A 20935-nucleotide genomic window follows, 5' to 3' on the forward strand; every position below is an offset into this window, starting at 1 on the left:
GTGCATGAGCACACTATGACCTTCATAGGTGGGGGGTAGGGGCGTGGAACCTGCCCCTCCTGTATGGTGACAGAACGTTATTAGGGATGCGGCATTACAGCGGGCAGCTTGGGAACCTGCCCCTCTCAGATTGCATCATCGGCGAGGAAACGGCAGTTTTGTGCTTCGGCCACTGCTGGTATGGAAGGTTGGGTATCTCTACACGCAATGCGGATAGCTGAGGAGTCGCTTTATCTCTCTACTGGGGCGGGTGAAAACATGTTGAAAGCCCTACTGCTCTTCATTCAACGTTGCCAGCATCTCTTGTGTGTCGATAAGATGATTGTTGAAGATAATACGTGCCACATCGAGCAACTGAAAGATCATCGGGTCGCGAACCCGGTAGTATACGGTTGTGCCTTCTTTACGCGAATCGACGATGTTTTTGTTGCGCAGAACAGCCAGTTGTTGTGACACGTTAGACTGTTCGATGGCGAGTGCCTGTTGTAATTCTTGCACACTGCGTTCACCCGCCCGCAATTGATCGAGAATGGCCAGGCGGGTAGGATGAGCGAGGGCTTTGAAGAATTCGGCTTTAAAGCGATGAAGTGGCATAAAAGTATCTTTTAATATTCTAATATTCGTATAGATTATACAACAATGTATGATAAACAGCAATAACCCTTTAAGCGCGACAAGGGGTTTTCAGGTTTTGGTTAGGTTTTCCGGTCAACGTTGTTTACCCTCGCATAATGCTCCCGATCCGAGCGTTTGCACCGGCGATTCGGGCCGTTGGCCTGCCCCTGTGGGAGCAGCCATGGCGGATGAGCCTGCCTCAGAAGCAAGCCATCTTCCTGCTTGTGAAGAACGTGTTTTCCTTGCCGCTCCTGCCGTGCATTGACGCGAGAAGCGAGAAAAGAGGAAAGCGGATTGGGAGCGGGGGATAGCCTCCTTCATCGCACCATCTCCTTGGGGTTCGTGTAGAGCAGTGGTGAACGGCCAGTGAGGGTATCCCCCGGCGCAGGTGCTTCACACTCCCCTGCCGCTCCGCTGGTGGGAGCGGCAGGGGCTTGGGGAAAGGTGAGGGGGGCTGCTGTAGCCTCCTTCATCGCACCATCTCCTTGAAGTTTGCGTAGAGTAGTGGTAAACGGTCGGTCGGCAGGGGTGTCCCCCGGCGCCGGCTTCTGGGCATGTTTCGCTTTTCTCGCCCTTCTCGCCCTTCTCCCTCAACACATCTCTCCCAGGTCGGGTGAACTGTTGAACAACCATCGCTACCCAGTACCTTGACAGAGAATAGTGAGCGTGATAGAATTTCGATAATATTAGAATATTATCATATATTCATCAAAGGGGCAAACATGAAACTCGCTTCTCGCCGTTTTCCTCTCATTTCCCTGCTAGAGCGTGAATTTGCCGGTTACTCGGTCTATCATTTCCGCTCTGACGTATTGGCCGGCTTAACCACCGGTGCCGTGGCCTTACCGCTGGCTTTAGCATTCGGTGTTGCTTCAGGGGCTGATGCCCCTGCGGGTTTGGTGACTGCAATTATTGCGGGTCTTATTATTGGCGGACTCGGTGGTGCGGCCTATCAGATCAGTGGCCCCACCGGTGCGATGTCGGCTATCTTGATTGCCATTTCCGCACGCTATGGTCTGGAGGCAGTGTGGGTGGCTACGCTCCTTGCCGGTCTCATGCTGATCTTGCTCGGTATCTTTCGGCTTGGCCGGTATATCTCTTTCATTCCCTCACCAGTCATTGCCGGTTTTACCAGTGGGATTGCGCTGATTATCGCGATTGGTCAACTTGATAATGTGTTGGGGATCAGAACCCCAGCAGCCGAGAATGCGCTGGAAAAACTCCTCCACTATTTCACCCATCCGCTTATGCCCGATTGGCGGACACTGGTGATTGCCGGAATCGTGATTGTAGTGATGATTCTGTTGCCACGGGTGAGTAAGGCGGTACCAGCTTCACTGATTGGAATCATTGTGGCAACGATTGTAAGTGTTGTATTGGGATGGAATGTTCCCATTATTGGCGATATTCCGCGTACCATCCTGCTAGAGAATCGGCTAACGTGGGATAAAATCCCTTGGGATCATTTGAACGACCTCCTTGCGCCGGCTGTTTCAATTGCCGCCCTCGGTGCGATCGAAAGTCTCCTGTGTGGTGCAGTTGGCTCGACGATGAGTGGGAAGCCGTTCGATAGCAACCAAGAGCTGGTGGCCCAGGGTATTGGCAATCTGCTGATCCCGTTTTTCGGTGGAGTGCCAGCGACTGCTGCCATTGCTCGGACCAGTGTTGCAATCAAGAGTGGGGCGGTTACACGTCTCACCAGTATTGTCCATGCATTGTTACTGCTCCTCAGTGCACTGGTATTGGGGCCGATCATTCGCTACGTACCTCTGGCTGCGCTTGGTGGGGTATTACTGGTCACAGCCTGGCGGATGAATGAATGGGAGACGATTCACTTTTTCGTGAATGCCCGTCTTCGCCACGCTCTGATTGGTTTTTTCATTACGATGGTGGCAACTGCGGCACTCGATCTCACGCAAGCAATTCTCATCGGGGTTGCGATTTCGGCAGTTATTTATCTGCGGCAATCGGCAACCAGTACGACGGTCACCAGTTCTCCGATCAATCCGCAACAGTTACAGGTACAGGGTTCACCCATTACTGCCACTTGTCCGAGCATCCATGTCTACTACCTTACCGGTCCAGTTTTTTTCGGAAGTGTGACGACTGTACTTGAAGCTTTTGAAACTGCCGGTGATTATCACACGATTATCATCAGTATGCGCGGTGTACCACTGGTTGATGCGATGGGTATTCAGGCGCTCCATCAAATTGTTGAAGAACACCATGCCCGTGGTGGTGAGGTCATCTTTACCGCTTTACAACCGGCTGTACTTGATATGTTCAAACGTACCGGTTTATTTGATCTGGTCGGTGCACGGAATATTTACTGGAGTTCAGCCCATGCGATTATTGAGTTGCACGAGAAACGTCTAGTCGCCAGTTGTCCACGCTGCCATAACCATGGTGAGAGTTGTCAGGTCTTGCAGATGGCTCGTCAACGTCTCGTACCGCAACTGAATAACCTTTCATCACTCCCAACCGAATCGTCGTCTAAAATTTCCTCATAGCTAGGTCAATCATCACGCATCGGTACATGTAGGAGTGAAAACCCATCCGTCGCGTCTGATTTCCAGATGGGGAGGAAAACAAGGAAGGATTTTTCAACCTACCTGCTAGCGGTGATGAGAGAGGGGACGCGACCACGTGTAAGCTGGTGCCCCTCACCTTCTACCCAACCCCCCTTCCGCTCTCACACGAAGAGCAGAAGGGGGTAGCAGTGTCCGGACCTCCTCTCTCCTTCTCACTTCCGATTGACCATAACCCTCCTGATCGCTACAATACAACCGCAGTGTAACGAGGAGCGTTTAAGGAGTGGAGCATGAACATTCGCGAGGCGATAGCCACCGTAGTTGCACGACGCGATTTAACTCAGGCAGAAGCGGCCAGCGTGATGGAAGAGATTATGAGTGGGGCTGCAACACCGGCGCAGATCGGTGCGTTTCTGACTGCCTTACATATGAAAGGTGAGACGGACGCCGAAATTGCCGGGATGGCTGCCGTGATGCGCGAAAAGGCAACTCACGTCTATTTCGATGGTCCGGTGATCGATACCTGTGGAACCGGCGGCGATGGCGCGCACACGTTCAATATCAGTACGACAGCAGCGTTTGTTGCGGCCGGTGCGGGCTTAACCGTGGCAAAGCACGGTAATCGGGCTATGTCAAGCGTATGTGGCAGCGCTGACGTGCTGGAAGGTCTGGGAGTACAGATCGAACTCGATGCCGAGGGGGTGGCGCGCTGTTTGCGCGAAGCCGGGATTGGTTTTATGTTCGCTCCGAAGTTTCATCCGGCAATGCGCTTTGCCGGGCCGGTTCGCCGTGAGATAGGGATTCGTACTGTGTTTAATATCCTCGGCCCGTTAACCAATCCGGCTCGCGCTCGCTATCAGGTGTTGGGTGTTGCTAGCGCTGCGTTAGCTGAAAAACTGGCGTATGCACTTAGTCGGCTGGAGACGATTCATGCTCTGGTTGTACACGGTGACGGCGGAGTCGATGAATTGACGCTGTCAGGCCCCAACCTGATCTTTGAAGTACGGGCCGGTCAAACTCCGCGTCAGATGATCGTAACTCCAGAAGATGTTGGTTTGGCCCGTGCACCGCAGGATGCACTGCGCGGTGGTGATGTTGCCTACAATGTTGCCATCATTCGTGCCATCCTGAGCGGTGAAGACCAGGGACCGCGGCGTGATGTCGTGCTATTAAACGCGGCTGCGGCGATGGTAGCTGGCGATCTGGCTCCTGATTTGAAAACTGGTGTGGCAATGGCCCGTCACAGTATCGATAGTGGACGCGCTTTAGAACGACTCAACCGGATGATCGCTGTTAGTCGCGGTGATGTAGCGTAATACGCAAGCATGGCCCAGGATATTCGTCTTTCTCGATTACGGCGACGACGGTTCGCTTTCTGGCGTCTACTTGTCGCTAACCTGCTCGACGACCTACGCATTCTCCGTGAAGCGTGGTTCCCGGTAACGGCGTTACTACTCGTGCTGGCCAGTGGTGCGCTCTATTTGCAATGGTTTTACTTGCCACCTCTCTGCAACTGTCGTCCCGATATTGCAGTTGCGCTCTTTGAAACGCTGAAACTGCTGATTTTTCAGACTGATCTTGAGTTACCCCCCGATCGCATTGGCCGTGTCCTCTTCTTCCTGATACCCTTGCTTGGACTATTCTTTTTGTTGCAGAGCGCGGTTGATGTTGGACGCTTGCTGGTCGATAAACGGTCGCGCCCCGAACGCTGGCAAGAGGCGTTGGCCGCTACGTACCGTGGTCATATGATTGTGTGTGGTTTGGGGCGAGTTGGCTATCGTGCCGTGCTCCAACTGCTCGATTGTCGGCGCGAGGTTGTGGCGATTGAGCTTAATCCTAACTGTGAGTTTTTGCCAACCCTGTATCAGTTGGGCGTACCGGTTGTGCAGGGTGACGCCCGTGATCCGGTTGTTCTGACTCGGGCGGGCTTGCGTCGTGCTCAGGGTTTGATTGCGACCATTGACGACGATTTGAAAAATCTGGAGATTGCTCTGGCAGCCCGCCGTATCCGTCCTGAATTACCAACCGTCCAGCGTATCTTTAGTCGCGCCCTTGATGCTCGCATTGAGCGATCCTTTGGTCGTAATTCGGCATTCAGTCCGGCAGCGTTGGCCGCACCAACGTTTGCTGCCGCGCTATTGAGTTCTCAGGTCCGCTATGTGCTTGATTTACCTGCCGGATTATTGGGCATCGCCTTCGTTACCGTAAGTAACGATAGCCCACTTATCGGATCGGTCGCCGATCTAGAGGCTCGTTTTGGTGTGCGTCGCATCCCTGGGCCTCATGCGAACCTGCCTATCTTGCCTAGTGAAGAGATTGCTCTGGTTGGCCCATTACCGGCACTTGAGGCGGTACAGTGGGCTAATCAACCACGTCCCAAGCGCAGCGATGCCAGCCTGATAGTTTGTGGTCTGGGAAAGGTGGGTACGCAGGTGGTGCGGTTACTCAACCGCTACGAGCCACGACCGTCGCTGAGCGTGATTTGTACGGTAGAGACTCCGCCGCGCTATGTGGAAGCCTTGACGGCGCAGGGAATACGGGTCTTGCGCGGTGATGCTCGTGATCCTACCATCCTCCGTGAAGCCGGTATTGAACAGGCAACGGCACTGGCCGCTCTCTATAGTGATGATCTGCTCAATTTACAGATCGGGTTAACTGTACGCAGTATGTATCCTGATGTTCACCTGGTGCTGCGCGTGTTTAGCGATGTGCTGGCAGACCGCCTGGCCGACTTGTTTGGCATTCGTACTGCTTTCAGCACCTCAGCTCTGGCCGCCCCCAGCCTGGTTGCCGCCGCTCTGCTCCCCGATGTTGAAGCGGCCTTTGACGTCGGTGATCAGTTACTGGTTGTGCGCCGTCAGGTTATTACCGACCGGCGGGTCGGGCAAACAGTTGCCGAACTCCGTGCTGCGGGTCAGTTACCGTTGAGCCTGCGACGTGGTGATCATTTTCAGTGGTTGCCATCAGATGATATGGTGATCGAGCACGATGATGAGGTTGAGTTGCTGACATTTTTGATATAACGTCAGCTCAGATATGCCGTAGTGGGCAGAGAGTGTCTCTGAAAGTCCATTGGGCGAAGGGTACTTGCGCGTTCCCTGGGTGCGCGGGCCTCTGGCCCGCATCTTAACGGTCTCTTATCGAACCTTGTTTGGAATGAGCGATGACGATCAGCGCGTAAAAACGACTCGTCCTCCCACCATTGTTAACATAACCCTTGCTGTAGCAATCTGGTCGGGCGGAAGTGTAGTAATATCGCGATCCAGGAGGATCAGGTCGGCGAGATAACCGGGAGCTAGCCGCCCCAGTTCGTGTTCACGATAACCGGCATACGCTGCCCAGGTCGTATAACCGGCCAACGCCTCAGTAACCGTGAGACGCTGATCGGGAAAAGGACTATCGGGCGGGCTGAAATCGAGTTTTCCTCTCGTACAAGCCGCCTGTATCCCTCGCAACGGATCTGGATCGGCAACCGGCCAATCACTTCCCAACGCCATTTTGGCTCCGGCCTGCAAGAGATCACGCCAGGGAAAGCCATAACGATGGCGCTGTGTTCCGACTAAGCGCCACCACGGATTGTGCTGATCCATGCCGAACTCGACGTGCAACGGCTGCACAGAGGCAATGACACGCAGTTGTGCAAAACGCGGGAGATCAGCCGGATCAACAATTTCGGCATGTTCAATCCGGTGCCGTGAATCGCGATGACCGTTGATGTGGCGAGCGTGCGTAAAGGCATCGAGTGTCTGGCGCACACCGCCATCACCAATTGCATGGACACAAACCTGGAGACCAGCAGCATCGGCATGGGTTATCAGGTTAGCGAATTCGCTTGGATCGTAGACCGCAGCGCCACAATCGCTGCTGTCATCAGCATACGGTGCCAGCATCAGAGCCGTTTTCGCTTCAACCACACCATCAACGAACAGCTTTACCGCATCGGTCTGCACCAACGGATGTTGATGTTGTCGGGCATCAATTGCCCACTCGGTAATCCGTTGTGGGGCAGTTCCTGGTGTTATCGACAGTGGTAACCGAATACGGAGCGTCAACAGTCCATCAGCCGCCAACTCGCGATAGCGCATCCGCTGCACTTCATCACCATCCATGTTGTGCACGCCAGTCAAGCCAAGTGCGGCTAATTCGCGGAGCGCATGCAACAACGACGACCGAATTTCGGCTTCAGTTGGTGGTGGAATACAGCGTCGCACCAGGTCTATCGCCGGTGCTTCACGCAGTTCACCGCTGGCTAGACCATCATCTCCGATCACGACCGTACTACAGGGATTACCGGTGTCTGTGCCGATCAGGATACCGGCTATCTGCAATGCTCTGGTATTGACCCAGGCCGTACGACCATCAAACGCCGTTAACAGTACCGGTCGGTCGGCAACGACGGCATCGAGCATGTGACGGGTCGGTGACTGACCGGCAGCGAACAGGCGATAGCGCCAGCCACGTCCGATCAGCCATGGGAGATGCGGGTTGGCAGCAGCATATCGGGCCAGAAGGTGCTGGACATCAGCAATACTGTTGGCCTGCTCCAACCGCAGAACGTTCAGCACCCGAGCACCGTTCTGCAAATGAAAGTGACAGTCGTTGAATCCGGGAAGCGCCAGCATCCCGGCGCCATCGATGATCTGCGCGTTCGGCGGTTGCCATCGTGAAGCATCCTGATCAGAACCGATCCAGGTAATACGATCACCCTGAATGAGCAGGGCCTGAGGACTTCCCTGACCGGGCAGCATAATGTTGCGTAGAACAATCATACCTATCGTACCAGGCTAAGTAATACGCTCAGTGTTATCAGACTGGCAAACGACGACACCACGACGGTACTGACCACCAGTTGTGGCCGAGTATCAAACTCAATCGCCAGGATTGTGGTATTCACTGCTGTTGGCATACCGGCCATCATCACCCCAACCCCGAGTGCAACTCCCTCCATACCGAGCAGACGGGCCAGACCGAAAGCCAAGATCGGTGATATTACCAACCGGATTGTCGTGGCAATTGCCACCATTCCTGGTCGAACAAGAGGTGCTCCGGCACCCAGTTGTACGCCAAGAATGAGGAGCATGACCGGCAACGCCGCTTCACTCAAGAGCGCTACGCCCTCAAACAGACTGTGAACAAGCCCTGTCGCTGTTGCCGGCTGGAACCCCACACTCCGTAAAGCCAGTGCACCGGTCACAGCATAGATTTGTGGCATACGGATCAGGCGGTAACAGATTGATTGCCATGCCTGTCGGCCTCCTTCTGCCGCACCCGCTGCTGCCACTCCCACACCTAACGTTTGAGCCATGATCGATTGCATGATAAAGTAGAACACCCCTAATGTAAAACCGGTTTCCCCAAAAGCAAAACGTGAGGCTGGCAGACCATAATTGCCCGAATTCATAAACATACTGGTCAGCAACAACGCCGTCACGTCCTTTCCGCGTAACCCCAGCCCCAGTGCACTGATCCAGACGGTTAACGCCATCAACCCCAACACTCCCACCGCGAAGAAGAGCATGCGTCCGGCATCCGGGCCACTCAAATCGGCGCGCACCAGGGCGACAAAGATGAGCGCCGGGCTAAGACCGTAAATCATCAGCCGGTTGAGTGTCATCAGATCAAGCGGAAAGGCGCGCCGTAGTGCGAATCCTGCACTTGCTACCACCGCAATCGGCAAGAGAACTTCGATTAAAACCGTGACCATGAACACTCCGGCTAGCAATACTTTACAAGTCAAATATCATAGCATAGATTCGGTTTGCACTTGAACAGGTAGGGCGAATATCCAGGAGGTCTTCAACATTCTCGGCCCTAGATGGCGCAGACTAACAAACCTTATACACGTGCTAACGGCGATCCCCGATCTGTGCGGTTTCCCCTGGGAGTGTAGGTTAGCGGCCCGCGCTCTGGGGGAGTAGTGATGGAATGTGTGTCCCTCTCGAAAGCATGCCGTGCGGAGGTTGAGAATCCACCTCTCCAGAGACAACGATGGATTATCGGCGAGAGGACGGGGGTTGACCGTGGATCACCGGATTGGCACGGGAAGCTGCGCACCGCTGCACGAGCTGCGGATAGGCTCGGAAACTCGCCATGCCTCTCATCACTGCTGTCGGGTCGGATGAGAAGGTTGAACAGACCTGTCAGCACCACAAATCGGTAGCAGTGGTGGCCGGACTGTGTTAACATGGAATAATCTCACCGTACCCGCCCAGAGCGGCAGTACACCTGGTCAGCGCACCTTACTCTTCCGAGTGACGGTGAATCCAGGCCAGGTGACTGGCAGCCTAACGAATACGGTCGAGATTGTCAGTAGTTCGGTCACTATTGAAACGCAATTACTCGAAGCACCAGTTTCAATCAGTGCACCGCGATTGTGGGTACCGCTGGTTTTGCGCTAATCGTGACGGGGATGCGTTATCAGACGCATCCCCTCAACAGTGGAGTCAACGATGAACTGCTGGCACTGCAATCGTCCCGCTCACGGCACCTGTATCTTTTGTGGGCGGGCTATTTGTCGCGATCACGCGCAAGAGATGCCCCATATTGTGGCGCTCTTTGCAGACCGCAAAGGTGGTCATAAAGCTATCGTCACTGCCCGTGCGCTCTTTTGCGGCCTGTGTGAACCGCGTGAAGACCCGATTGAATTACCTGAGTTGCGATAGTTCGGCAGGTGTTTCAGTTTTTACCGTTGTTAATCCAGGAATGATAGGTGTCGCGGGTTCGTTGCGTCTCCTTGCCGAGGGAATGGGCTGTTCCAAAGACATTCGGCGACTTTCGCGTCGTCGCGTGCATAGAGTATGAGGCTTGTGCTGTTCACCGCGCTCAGAGAGTGTCTGAGTAATGTTCCCCTTACCCGAGATCGCGGGCCTCTGACCCGCGTCTGCGGTGGCCATGGCAGAACCCGCATCCGTCTCTAAAATACGTTATTGGGGCGAGTGTGGAACCCGCCCCTCCCGCTTGTTCCTAAACGCACGTAAAGAACGTTGAAAAGCCCTGGCTCCATCTTCACGAGCAAGGAAGAGGGATACTAGCAGTGGCAAGAGCATATTCCGTTCCTCGCTCAGGCATGATCGTTCTGATCGCTTGAACTCTGTTCCATTCTCATCCTCTATAACCCAGCAGACGTGAGCGGAAGCGCAATAACCGCATTCCATTCAGTGTCACTAACAACGAGGCGCCAACATCGGCCAACACGGCCATCCACATCGTGCCAAGGCCGGCCAGAACCAGACCGATGAAGAGGAGTTTAATGCCAATGCTGAATGTAACATTCACGGCGATCGTGCGCATTGTCTGGCGGCTGAGTTCAATGGCAAACGGTAACTGACGGAGATCACCACTGAGTAGAGTTATATCGGCAGTCTCCATCGCTTGCGTCGTACCACCAGCTTGAGCACCAATCGCAATGCCCACATCGGCAGTCGCCAGTGCTGGTGCATCGTTGATCCCGTCACCAACCATTGCGACTGCACTGTCAGGTTGGCGTAATGAACTGACTGCCGCGGCCTTGGCTTCAGGGAGTAATCCAGCTCGCACTTCATCCACCTTCAGGTCGTCAGCGATGCGCTGTGCAGTGGCCGGATCGTCGCCGGTGAGCATCACGACCCGTAAACCCAGAGCGCGTAGGGCAGCCACGGCGTTCCGACTCTCTTCACGGATCGTGTCGGCCACAGTAATGGTGCCGCGATATTCACCATCAACTCCAACCATGAGTGGTGTATATCCAGACTGGCTGTCACGTTGCGCTGCCAGGCAATGTTGTTCGTCGTGAGTCAATGTCTGATCGAATACCCGATGACTTCCGATCAGCACCTTGTTCCCATTCACAACTCCCACCACTCCTTGACCGGTCAAGGCCCGCACGTTTTCGGCCATCGGGAGATCGAGACCGCGCAGGGTTGCAGCCTGGACGATGGCATGCGCCAGTGGATGTTCTGAACGCCGCTCAACGGCTCCTGCCAGCATCAATAGCTCATCGCAGGTCTGACAATGCCCGACCGGTACGACATCATTGGCCAAACATCCCAAGACCCGTAGCCCCACCACCGCCGGTTTGCCGGTGGTCAGCGTGCCAGTTTTATCAATGGCAATGGTACGCACACGTGCCAGCGTTTCGATGTATGCCCCACCCTTGATTAACACACCGTTGCGGGCAGCCGTGCTTAAGGCGCTCACAATACTCACCGGTGTGCTGATAACCAGCGCACACGGGCATGCAACAACGAGGAGAGCCAGACCACGGTAGAGCCAGCCAAATGTTTCGGGATCGGGGTTTAAAAAGGGTTGACCAAACAAGAGTGGTGGAATACTGGCCACCAGCACGGCTAGCATGACCACTGCGGGCGTGTAGATACGTGCAAAGCGATCAACAACCCGCTGCACCGGTGCCCGACGCTCTTGCGCTTCCTGAACAAGATGTATCATCCGCGCCACCATACTCTCGGCAGCGGGTCGGTCAACGATCAGCTCAAGACTCCCGTCACCATTGATGGTTCCCGCAAAGAGTGGATCACCGGACCCACGCTCAGTGAACCGACTTTCACCAGTAATCGCGGCCTGATTCACCAGCGAATGACCGGCGACAATTGTACCGTCCACCGGTATTCGCTCTCCTGGTTTGATGAGAATGCGGTCGCCAACCCGCAACTCGGCGACCGGTACGATCTCTTCACCAGCAGGCCCAAGACGTGTTGCCGTCGGTGGAGTCAATTCAAGCAGGCTGCGGATTGCATGACGGGCACGATCGGCTGTATACTCCTCTAACGCCTCGCCAATTGCGTAGAGCACCATCACCAGCCCGGCTTCAACATACGTTCCGATAATGACAGCGCCAATAGCGGCGATCGTCATCAAAGCATCGATATTCAGCTCACGATTTGTACGGAACGTGCGCCAGGCGTTTTGAGCAATTTTTGGCCCCACCAGGCCAAGGGCAACGAGTGCCAGCCCATCAATCCAGAGTGCATCCCAACCAAGCAATTCATGCAGGATGATACCCGGTAGAACGAGCACAAGACCAACCAGCGCGAACAGATGTTGACGACGGCGGCGGATAAAGTCGAACAGGGTTGGTGGATTCTCTTCAGCCACTGTCGTTGCTGACTGAATTTCGTAGCCTAAATCTCGTACCCGGCTGATGATAGCTGTCGGGTCTGCATCACCGGTGACGTGCAATTGAGCGGTGGTGAAATTCACTTCACAGGTCTGTACCCCTGGAAGCCGCGCTACACCGCGTTCAATAGCACGTGCACAATCAGGACAATCCATGCCGTTAATTGTAAACTGCTGTTTGTTCATCGTGATCTTCCCTCAGCAGAATGAGTATGTGCGTTTCATGCCCTCACTTTACCCCATTCAAGCATAAAGTCAAGAGGTTTACCTGAAAATGAAACTATGTCTTATTTCCATTTCTCAGTAGTAAAAACACTATCTTATTTTGAGACATTATCTTCATAGCCGGTATCCTTTTCTGATCAACGAGCGTATGCCGCTAACGCATTCACCCAGCATCTGGAGCGGCTGCCAAACTTTGCCCCTACCGATGCGGTAACGGGCATATTCTGCAAGACGACCGAAGTGAAGGTACAAGCCTACCTGCTACAGGTAGGGCGTCATCTCTCCAACTGACTCCTGCTTTCTCTGCCCTATCTCCTCACATCACCTCTACCGGGTAGCGGATGTGATCTTCACTGATCACTCGTGACTCTGTGATATACTTGCGTGTGCAACCATATTGCTATCCGCCAGAAGAGGCGAGGGATACAATGACACATCCAACAATCCGTATCGGAGTACTGACGAGCGGTGGTGATGCGCCTGGGATGAACGCTGCGGTGCGTGCTGTAGTACGTACTGGCATCAGTCGTGGGTGTGAAGTCTTTGCGATCTATGAGGGCTATCAGGGCCTGATTGAAGGGGGCAAGTTCATCCGGCGTATGGATTGGAGTTCGGTGGGGGGGATTATTCATCGCGGTGGCACAATTATTGGTACCGCACGGAGTAGTGCCTTTCGCACTCGCGAGGGTCGGCGTCGGGCGGCGGCTAATTTACTGACCCATGGCATTGACCGCCTGGTTGTCATTGGTGGTGATGGTAGTCTGACCGGAGCTGATCTCTTTCGCCGTGAATGGCCAGAGTTGCTGGCCGAATTGGTTGCGGCAGGTGAAATCAGTGCCGAACAGGCGGCGGCTCATCCTAACCTGCTGATTGCCGGAATTGTTGGCAGTATCGACAATGACTTTTGCGGTACTGATATGACGATCGGCGCCGATACTGCACTTCATCGCATTACCGAGGCGATTGATGCGATCAGTTCAACGGCTGCCAGCCATCAGCGCACCTTCGTCATCGAGGTGATGGGCCGTAATTGTGGGTATCTGGCATTGATGGGGGCAATTGCTGGTGGCGCAGACTGGGTATTTATCCCGGAAATGCCTCCCCAGATGGACGATTGGGAGCAGCATATGTGTGATGTGCTGCGAATCGGACGTGAGCAAGGTCGGCGCGATAGTATTGTTGTGGTCGCTGAGGGTGCTCGTGACCGCCATGGCAAGCCTATCACTGCGTCGTATATCAAGAAGGTGCTGGAAGAGCGACTAGGGGAAGATACCAGAGTCACTATTCTCGGCCACGTTCAGCGTGGTGGTGCACCAAGTGCATTTGATCGCTGGATGAGTTCATTGTTGGGCGCAACGGCTGTCGAAGAGCTGTTAACTGCTAGTCCCGATGCGGAACCGAAATTGATCGGTTTGCGTGAGAATCGGGTGGTGCGCTTGCCACTGCTAACCTGCGTTAAGGATACGCATCAAGTTGCCGAAGCTATCGCGCAGCACGATTACGAGCGAGCGCTGGCAATGCGGGGCAATAGTTTTGCAGAAGCGTATCGGACGCTGGGGACCCTCATTCAATCACAGCCCTCGCCACCTGACCGCCTGAAGCGCGGTTATCGCTTTGCAGTGGTGCATAGTGGTGGGCCAGCGCCCGGTATGAATACGGCAGTACGGGCGGCAGTACGCATTGGAATCGACCGTGGTCACACCATGCTCGGCGTTCGTAATGGATTCCAGGGCCTGATCGATGGTGAGATCGTTGAGATGGATTGGATGAGCGTCAGTGGTTGGGCAACGATGGGGGGGGCCGAACTGGGTACCAATCGCAAGATTCCGCATGGCAGCGAGCTGTACCAGATTGCGCGTAACATTGAGCGTTTTGGGATAGATGGCATCCTCATGATCGGTGGCTTGAGTGGGTATCAGGCAGCGTACAAACTCTACAGCGAGCGCCAGATCTTTCCGGCGTTTCATATTCCGATTATCTGCCTGCCGGCAACCATTGACAACAACCTGCCCGGTTCTGAACTGAGTTTAGGCGCAGATACAGCACTGAATAGTATTGTCCAGGCCATTGACCGTATCAAACAATCGGCCGTGGCATCACGCCGCTGTTTTATCGTTGAGGTTATGGGTCGCGATTGCGGTTATCTGGCTCTGATGAGCGGATTGGCAACCGGCGCCGAGCGGGTCTATCTTCCCGAAGAAGGGATTAGTCTGCGCAAACTACAGGCCGATTTGGAAGAGATGATGTATTGGTTTCGGGCTGGGAAACGGTTAAGTCTGATCGTGCGTAACGAAAAGGCGAATCCGGTCTACACAACATCGTTCATCTGTTCACTCTTTGAAGAGGAGGGGAATAAGTTGTTCGAGGTACGGCAGGCGATCCTCGGTCATTTGCAGCAAGGCGGTGATCCATCGCCATTTGACCGTATTCAGGCAACGCGGTTAGCGGTGCGCTGTATCGAATTTCTGATCGAGCACGCTGATCGCCGTGAGCCGGTCGGTGCGTTCATCGGTTATCGCGGCGGGAAAGTTCAATTTCATCAGCTCGACGATATGCCTCGCTTGATGGACCCCACCCATGCCCGACCGCGTGAGCAGTGGTGGCTGGCGTTGCGTCAGATGGCCGATTTACTGACGACACCGCCCGTAAAAAGTGAATCGACAACGTAAATCTGTCGGGGCACGGGTCGCTGAACCGCCAACACAACTGTCGCGTTGACTGGCAAAACACAGCGAGTCTCCAAAGTTATTGGACGTGGAATGAGGTCATAGTTCTGCTGCGCTGCTCACGTTCTCAGTGAGATCGCTGGGACCCCAGCAGGAAATTGGCCCCCAATGTAATTGCCTGTAGACAACATAATGTAAGCGTAGCAACCTCAGATATCTATTCGCCAGACTACTGCCGCCAACCTGGCCATTTCGCGTTGACGGGCAGCTAGTCGCTCTGGCGTCCATTCCTCTTCCTGCGCCAGTTGTTGGGTTAAGCGAAAGCGACTTTCTTGATAGATCACACGCTTTTGTGCGAATGATTTGTTTCCTGCCTCTCTATTCCGGCTGCTCTCAATAATCGTCATGTTCCCTAAACGGTAGACAAATTCCTCTAGATCGCGGTCACTAAAAGCCTCCCATCCGGCTTCAGGCGACTGAGGCAAGATATGTTCAATGGTATAGGCAGGAGAATCGTAATCAAACTCAACGCCGCCTACCTGTTGTTCTAGTTTGCTGAGAATGTAACGTACAATTCGTGCATTTCTGCTCTGGGTCGTTTTGATCGACTTTTCACTAAAATCGGCCTTAAACGCGGCATCACTTCGATAGATAGGGCGTAGCGTCTGCACGGCGAGCGTGTAATTGTTGATTATTCCTTCATGTATTTTCTTCGCTACTTCGTGATATAGCCGTTCAGACTCACCGGTGTGGAGCGAACCAATGACATTGTACCGAAACGATATAACAACGGTTGCCCGTAACAGTCTGGCAAAATCATCGTCGGCTAAGCGGCGTTTGGCTGCCATAAGCATCGGGTATGGCTGGCGAACCGAAAAAAGCCGTAGTTCTTGAGCATAGACCTTCCAATCTGATGGCCAACTTGAACCTTCGGGTTGGTTGAGTGCTAGATACGTATCAACATCCTCGTCCATTTCACGCAGCAGCCCGAACACGGCTTCACGGTTTTGGATTCGATTCCGAATTGCTTTGAACAGCTCGGATTGGCGGGCAAAACTGTGTCGGCTATTCCAGTGCATCCGAAGAAAATCCGGCAGACTCTCGCTCCCTAACCGGCTAACCAGCGTATCCCACCGACGTTCCAGCTTTTTTAGCTCCACTTCCGATTGTGAATGGCGAGCCAGGACTGCAAAGAGATAGTTCTTAAGCAGATCGGTGGCCGACAAACGAACTCCACGGGCATTGAGCGTCTCGAAGACACGGTAGGCGTTTAGTTCATCAGACACGGTGATAACGGTGAAGAAGAGCTTATCACTCATCGTCTCGATAAACTGCGCTAACGCCCGACCCTGATCGCGTTGCGTGCTGGTATACTCATTGAGACGACGCTCAAACCATTCAAATGCCTTTCGCATAGTGTTGGTTGAAGCCGGAAATCCGCGCTGCGGGAGTGGATCGGTCAATGTGACCAGATACTGACGGTAATACGGATCATTCTGGCGGTTCAGCGAGAGTTTATTTTGCGTGATGAGGGTCACCGGATCGAGGTAACCGATGTAGCTTGTCCGTAGCTGTCCCAGCCGCATCTGATTGGCTTCGGCGGCAATACCGTTATCGATCAGGCGTTTGAGCAGGCGCATTGCCGCCAGAACAATCAGACTCAACGTGGTGAGGCGCTGTTGACCGTCGATAACCTCAAATACCCGGTTATCAACTGTTTGGAGAACTAGATACCCCATGTAGTGCGCAGGTTCACCATCGGCAGAAAGTGTGCCCTGAATATCGAGCCATAAATCCTCCCACTCTTCTTCATTCCAGGCGTAATCGCGCTGAAACGGTGGAATCCGGTAGATCAGCCCATTGCCCATCAACTGGCGGTAGGTTCGGTTGTCCGTACTAAAACTGGTGACACTCATACGCACCTCAACCGTTGTGCTATCAGCATTGCAACCTCTCAGGTTGCCTGTATGCCGGTTGTTACATCCGCTCAGGCGCCTTGATCCCCAGCAACGCTAATCCATTCTGCAATGCAGTCGCCGTTGCCGCAACCAATTGGATGCGTGCGGCTCGTAATGCCGGTGGCTCAGCACGCAAGACCGGACATTGCTCGAAGAAGATACCGAATTCGCGGGCGGTGGCATAGCACCAGTCGGCGATCACGAATGGCGCATAGCGTGCAGCGGCCTCGCGGACTGCTTCGGGTAAGCGGGCCAGATGGCGAATGAGACGTTGTTCACTCGGATGGGTCAGAAGGGTCAGATCGGGCGTCTCTGATCCCACGCCCTCTTCGGCTGCCCGGCGCAAAATTGAACGGCAGCGAGCGTGCGAATATTGTAGATAGGCGGCGCTGTTCCCCTCAATCGAGAGCATCCGATCCCAATCGAGGGTGATATTTCGGCGCGGGTCTTGATAGAGATCGTTGTAGATTACGGCGCCGATGCCAACCGCTTCGGCAATTGCTGCTCGTTCTTCAGGCGATAGGTCAGGACTTTTCGCATCAACCAGGGCGCGTGCTCGTGCTACAGCCTCATCAAGTAGAGCTTCAAGATAGACCATGTTGCCTTTTTTGGTCGAAAGTGGCTGACCATCGGGAGTGGTAATAACTCCGAACGGAACATGAACCAGCTCTACATTGTGCGCATAGCCCATCGCCCGCACAATAGCGAAGAGTTGTCTGAAGTGCAATTCCTGTCGTGCGTCTACCACATAGATAATGTGCGAGGGGTTGAACTCCTGAATCCGAAACTTGATCGTGGCGATGTCGCGTGTCATGTAGACGGTACCACCATCGCTACGCTGGATGATAAACCGAGGGAGTTTGTCAAGTTCGGCTACAACGGCGCCATCGACATCGCGGAATGCGGCTTCCGAGCGTAAGGCTTCTTCAATGACACCGGGCAGCATCGGCTCGTAGAAACTCTCGCCGTAGGCATAATCAAAACGAATACCTAGCCGGTCGTAGTTACGCTGTGCAGCCCGTAATGTCAGATCAACACACCATTGCCAGAGCGCACGCGCCGTCGGATCACCCTGTTCGAGTGCCAGCGACCAGCGCCGGGCCTCCTCCTCAAGGGCCGGATCGTCCTTCATCTCGGCATTGTAGCGCGTATAGAGTGCCTCAAGCTCGGCCATGGCCGCTTCGCCTTCGCTCTGCGGACGTCCGTAGCGCTGCATCGCAGCTAAAATAATGCCAAACTGAGTACCCCAATCGCCAAGATGGTTATCGCCGATCACCCGATAGCCAAGGGCGCGAAAGATATGCACGAGCGATTGCCCGATGATCGTCGAGCGAATATGACCTACATGCATCCGCTTGGCAATGTTGGGCGAAGAGTAATCAATCACGACCGTTCGACCGGCACCATCCGTCAATGTCCCGTATGCCGTACCGCTTGCCATAATCTCTTCGAGCACGGTAGCAGCCAGACGTTGCGGGTGCAAGGAAAAGTTGAGGAACGGGCCGCTGGCAGACACTTCACCAATCAGCGAATCTGGTGGGAGAGTCAACGTTGCAGCCAGATCGGCAGCCAAACGATTCGGATCAATACCAAGCGCCTTTGCTGCTTTGAACGTAACAAAAGTACGATCAGCAGGAATATTGGGTTTTGGGGTTGTAATTTCGATCAAATCAGCCGGTACCTTACCGGTAGCCAGAATAGCATCTTTGATTTCAGCAATAAACCGTTCGAGCGCATAGCGCATAGACATCTCCTCAGGGCGTGCCTGAAAATCTCTCTTGACTTCCGCATATTGCCGTGTGTCTCCCGCTCCTATCGGTAAGAGAGAGAACGAGAGGTGTCGTCCGGCTACCAGCGCTGTGTTTTCCAGACACACTCTCTATCTTTTCTTCTGTTCCTTAGTATACCGCATATCGAAGAGGCGGCGGGGCAAACCAACTTCACGTTTACATATCGTGATACATATTCCTCAAACCCATCTCCTTCTTTCGCTACGTTCGCCAACGTTCTCGTCTGGTACAGGCAAGTGTTGAATGGAGGTCATGCTTTCTCTTCTCACTCTCTCAGCTCCTTGCAAGGGTGACCAGAACGTTATGTACTGCACCCGTTTGGGTAGTATCAGAACGCCACGGTAAGCGGGTTTAGAACTCGCTCCTACCGATACGATAGATAGTGTTGGACAACGGAGCTTTTCAACGTTTTCTCTTTTCGCCGCAACCGAAGTGAGGGACACGCATGAGGAATGTCATCCATGCACCAAGACGATTCCCGACCCACCAGGTACCTGGGAACGTAGGCCTCCGGCCCACGTCCTTCAGTGTGGAGCCGGAATCCATCGCTCGCCCGACGCGCACGCTCGCTGGAGAGGGCGCCCAATCAGCCTCGGCGCCGCCTTCCGCTGCCGGTGTGAGAGCACTCGTAGATTAGGGCAAAGGGGGCGTGCTTAATGTCCTGCCTCAGCCATCCCCCTTCCTCTCCCCTTGTGGGAGAGGAAGGGGGATGGGGGGGAAGGTGAGGGGGGAGGCGACATCGTAGTACGGATACCGAACCCGTTGGAAACTCCTGGTCGGACAGCAAGGCAGCTTGCACCTATGGTCGATGAATATTTGACAGCATACAAGACGTAGCAAATAATTTAGGCGAACGTTCGCTTTTTCCTCTTGACAACTCAACCTACAGGGTGTATGATAAAGGCGAACGTTCGCCTAGAGAGATCGATACGCCTATGACAGCCACCAAAGTCACGCTCAAAGATGTAGCGGCGCGTGCCGGGGTTAGTTACCAGACTGTCTCCAAGGTGCTGAACGGCGATATGCAAGTTGCGCCCGAAACGATGGAGCGGATTCAGGCAGCGGTACGGGAATTGGGCTATCGACCTAATCGTATCGCCCGCAACATGCGAGCCGGGCGGAGTTTTATGATCGGGTATTCGTGGACGCAAACCGAACCCGGTCAAGTCAATCACATTCTCGATCAGTTTCTGAGCAGCATGGTGCGCGAGGCAAGCGCAGTTGGTTACTATGTCTTGCCCTTCCCCTTTCAGGAGGGTAGCGCGCAGGTGGATGCGTACCGTGATTTAATTCGGAGCGGAAACGTTGACGGATTTGTGCTCTCGAGCGTTAACTACAACGATCCACGGATTCAATTTTTGCTAAAACAGAAATTCCCCTTCGTGGCTTTTGGTCGTTCCAACCCCGACTGGGATTTTACCTGGGTTGATATTGATGGTGCAGCAGGAACAAGGCAGGCTATTGAGTACCTCATCGGGCGTGGACACCGGCGAATTGCGATTCTTGCCTGGCCGGAAGACTCACGAGTCGGGAATGACCGCCTGCAAGGGTATCTGGATGCGATGCAGGCTGCTCAGATTGGTATCGAGCCTGGGTACGTGTTGCGCGGTGAAGGAACTTTTGACGTTGGGCGGGCGATGACCTTGCACTTGCTTGATCTGCCATCCGAACAGCGGCCAACCGCGATTATGGCCCTGAACGATACGATGGCTATTGGGGCGATGGCCGCTGCCCGCGAACGTGGCCTGGGGATCGGAACCGACCTGGCGATTATCGGCTTTGATGATGCACCGATGGCCCAATACCTTTTCCCGCCGCTGACGAGTGTGCGCCAGCCAATTGCCGAGGCCGGTCATAAATGCGTTGAGTTGCTGGTGGCGTTAGTGGAAGGGCAACCGGTAGCGCAGAAACATGTTCTTCTCCAACCTTCGCTGATCATTCGCGCTTCTGCCTGATACAGTACGCCAATGTTCGTTCCCGATCATCGTCTGGCGATGATTGGGTGGTTGGTTGTTGTTTCAAAAAGGAGGGTAAGAAAT

At 54.2% G+C, this 20935-nt stretch carries 13 protein-coding genes; 7 read left to right on the forward strand and 6 right to left on the reverse strand.

The annotated features are described in order from the left end of the window. Positions 1 to 270: 270 nt before the first annotated feature. Positions 271 to 594, reverse strand: a complete 324-nt coding sequence (locus JE47_RS0109825; protein ID WP_031459588.1) for an ArsR/SmtB family transcription factor — start codon at positions 592 to 594, stop codon at positions 271 to 273. A 743-nt stretch (positions 595 to 1337) separates the two neighbouring features. Here JE47_RS0109825 and JE47_RS0109840 point away from each other — a divergent pair. The 3 genes from JE47_RS0109840 to JE47_RS0109850 all read left to right on the forward strand — a co-directional run bounded on the left by JE47_RS0109840 (position 1338) and on the right by JE47_RS0109850 (position 6169). Beyond that, positions 1338 to 3125, forward strand: coding sequence for a SulP family inorganic anion transporter (locus JE47_RS0109840; RefSeq protein WP_035419289.1), 1788 nt, complete (start codon positions 1338 to 1340; stop codon positions 3123 to 3125). A 311-nt stretch (positions 3126 to 3436) separates the two neighbouring features. Continuing rightward, the gene (gene trpD, locus JE47_RS0109845) at positions 3437 to 4462 is read left to right on the forward strand and encodes an anthranilate phosphoribosyltransferase (RefSeq protein ID WP_031459590.1); all 1026 of its coding nucleotides are present in this window, start codon (positions 3437 to 3439) and stop codon (positions 4460 to 4462) included. Positions 4463 to 4471: 9 nt separating this feature from the next. Beyond that, on the forward strand, positions 4472 to 6169 hold the full coding sequence (locus JE47_RS0109850; protein ID WP_031459591.1) for a potassium channel family protein: 1698 nt from the start codon (positions 4472 to 4474) through the stop codon (positions 6167 to 6169). Between the two features lie 147 nt (positions 6170 to 6316). Here JE47_RS0109850 and JE47_RS0109855 read toward each other — a convergent pair whose 3' ends face one another. Both JE47_RS0109855 and JE47_RS0109860 read right to left on the reverse strand, forming a co-directional pair. Then, a complete protein-coding gene (locus tag JE47_RS0109855; protein WP_035419292.1) occupies positions 6317 to 7915 on the reverse strand; it encodes an amidohydrolase in 1599 nt (532 codons plus the stop codon). Positions 7916 to 7917: 2 nt separating this feature from the next. Then, positions 7918 to 8850 carry an AEC family transporter gene (locus JE47_RS0109860; protein ID WP_031459593.1) on the reverse strand — a complete coding sequence of 311 codons (933 nt, stop codon included), beginning with the start codon at positions 8848 to 8850 and terminating at the stop codon, positions 7918 to 7920. 472 nt (positions 8851 to 9322) lie between these two features. Between JE47_RS0109860 and JE47_RS0109865 the strand changes: the two genes are divergently transcribed. Together JE47_RS0109865 and JE47_RS0109870 are read left to right on the forward strand one after the other, a co-directional pair. Then, a complete protein-coding gene (locus JE47_RS0109865) occupies positions 9323 to 9544 on the forward strand; it encodes a hypothetical protein (RefSeq protein ID WP_031459594.1) in 222 nt (73 codons plus the stop codon). 51 nt (positions 9545 to 9595) lie between these two features. Continuing rightward, positions 9596 to 9808 carry a hypothetical protein gene (locus tag JE47_RS0109870; protein WP_012257628.1) on the forward strand — a complete coding sequence of 71 codons (213 nt, stop codon included), beginning with the start codon at positions 9596 to 9598 and terminating at the stop codon, positions 9806 to 9808. A gap of 439 nt (positions 9809 to 10247) precedes the next feature. On the opposite strand, the gene JE47_RS0109875 is transcribed toward JE47_RS0109870, so the two are convergent. Further along, positions 10248 to 12443, reverse strand: coding sequence for a heavy metal translocating P-type ATPase (locus JE47_RS0109875; protein WP_031459595.1), 2196 nt, complete (start codon positions 12441 to 12443; stop codon positions 10248 to 10250). 467 nt (positions 12444 to 12910) lie between these two features. On the opposite strand from JE47_RS0109875, the gene JE47_RS0109880 reads away from it, so the two are divergent. Continuing rightward, positions 12911 to 15151 carry a 6-phosphofructokinase gene (locus tag JE47_RS0109880; RefSeq protein ID WP_031459596.1) on the forward strand — a complete coding sequence of 747 codons (2241 nt, stop codon included), beginning with the start codon at positions 12911 to 12913 and terminating at the stop codon, positions 15149 to 15151. A gap of 206 nt (positions 15152 to 15357) precedes the next feature. On the opposite strand, the gene JE47_RS0109885 is transcribed toward JE47_RS0109880, so the two are convergent. Both JE47_RS0109885 and argS read right to left on the reverse strand, forming a co-directional pair. Beyond that, positions 15358 to 17064, reverse strand: coding sequence for a DUF262 domain-containing protein (locus tag JE47_RS0109885; RefSeq protein WP_031459597.1), 1707 nt, complete (start codon positions 17062 to 17064; stop codon positions 15358 to 15360). 61 nt (positions 17065 to 17125) lie between these two features. Next, entirely contained in the window at positions 17126 to 18850 is a 1725-nt protein-coding gene (argS, locus tag JE47_RS0109890; protein ID WP_031459598.1) for an arginine--tRNA ligase, read from the reverse strand. A 981-nt stretch (positions 18851 to 19831) separates the two neighbouring features. Here argS and JE47_RS0109895 point away from each other — a divergent pair. After that, positions 19832 to 20851 carry a LacI family DNA-binding transcriptional regulator gene (locus tag JE47_RS0109895; protein WP_031459599.1) on the forward strand — a complete coding sequence of 340 codons (1020 nt, stop codon included), beginning with the start codon at positions 19832 to 19834 and terminating at the stop codon, positions 20849 to 20851. The last annotated feature ends 84 nt before the right edge of the window (positions 20852 to 20935 follow it).

The organism is Chloroflexus sp. MS-G, assembly GCF_000735195.1.
Classification (GTDB): Bacteria; Chloroflexota; Chloroflexia; order Chloroflexales; family Chloroflexaceae; genus Chloroflexus.

Bases quoted from the DNA above. Each gene is read 5' to 3' on its own strand.
- JE47_RS0109825 (WP_031459588.1), bottom strand. From the start codon at position 594: ATGCCACTTCATCGCTTTAAAGCCGAATTCTTCAAAGCCCTCGCTCAT.
- JE47_RS0109840 (WP_035419289.1), top strand. From the start codon at position 1,338: ATGAAACTCGCTTCTCGCCGTTTTCCTCTCATTTCCCTGCTAGAGCGT.
- trpD (WP_031459590.1), top strand. From the start codon at position 3,437: ATGAACATTCGCGAGGCGATAGCCACCGTAGTTGCACGACGCGATTTA.
- JE47_RS0109850 (WP_031459591.1), top strand. From the start codon at position 4,472: ATGGCCCAGGATATTCGTCTTTCTCGATTACGGCGACGACGGTTCGCT.
- JE47_RS0109855 (WP_035419292.1), bottom strand. From the start codon at position 7,915: ATGATTGTTCTACGCAACATTATGCTGCCCGGTCAGGGAAGTCCTCAG.
- JE47_RS0109860 (WP_031459593.1), bottom strand. From the start codon at position 8,850: ATGGTCACGGTTTTAATCGAAGTTCTCTTGCCGATTGCGGTGGTAGCA.
- JE47_RS0109870 (WP_012257628.1), top strand. From the start codon at position 9,596: ATGAACTGCTGGCACTGCAATCGTCCCGCTCACGGCACCTGTATCTTT.
- JE47_RS0109875 (WP_031459595.1), bottom strand. From the start codon at position 12,443: ATGAACAAACAGCAGTTTACAATTAACGGCATGGATTGTCCTGATTGT.
- JE47_RS0109880 (WP_031459596.1), top strand. From the start codon at position 12,911: ATGACACATCCAACAATCCGTATCGGAGTACTGACGAGCGGTGGTGAT.
- JE47_RS0109885 (WP_031459597.1), bottom strand. From the start codon at position 17,064: ATGAGTGTCACCAGTTTTAGTACGGACAACCGAACCTACCGCCAGTTG.
- argS (WP_031459598.1), bottom strand. From the start codon at position 18,850: ATGCGCTATGCGCTCGAACGGTTTATTGCTGAAATCAAAGATGCTATT.
- JE47_RS0109895 (WP_031459599.1), top strand. From the start codon at position 19,832: ATGACAGCCACCAAAGTCACGCTCAAAGATGTAGCGGCGCGTGCCGGG.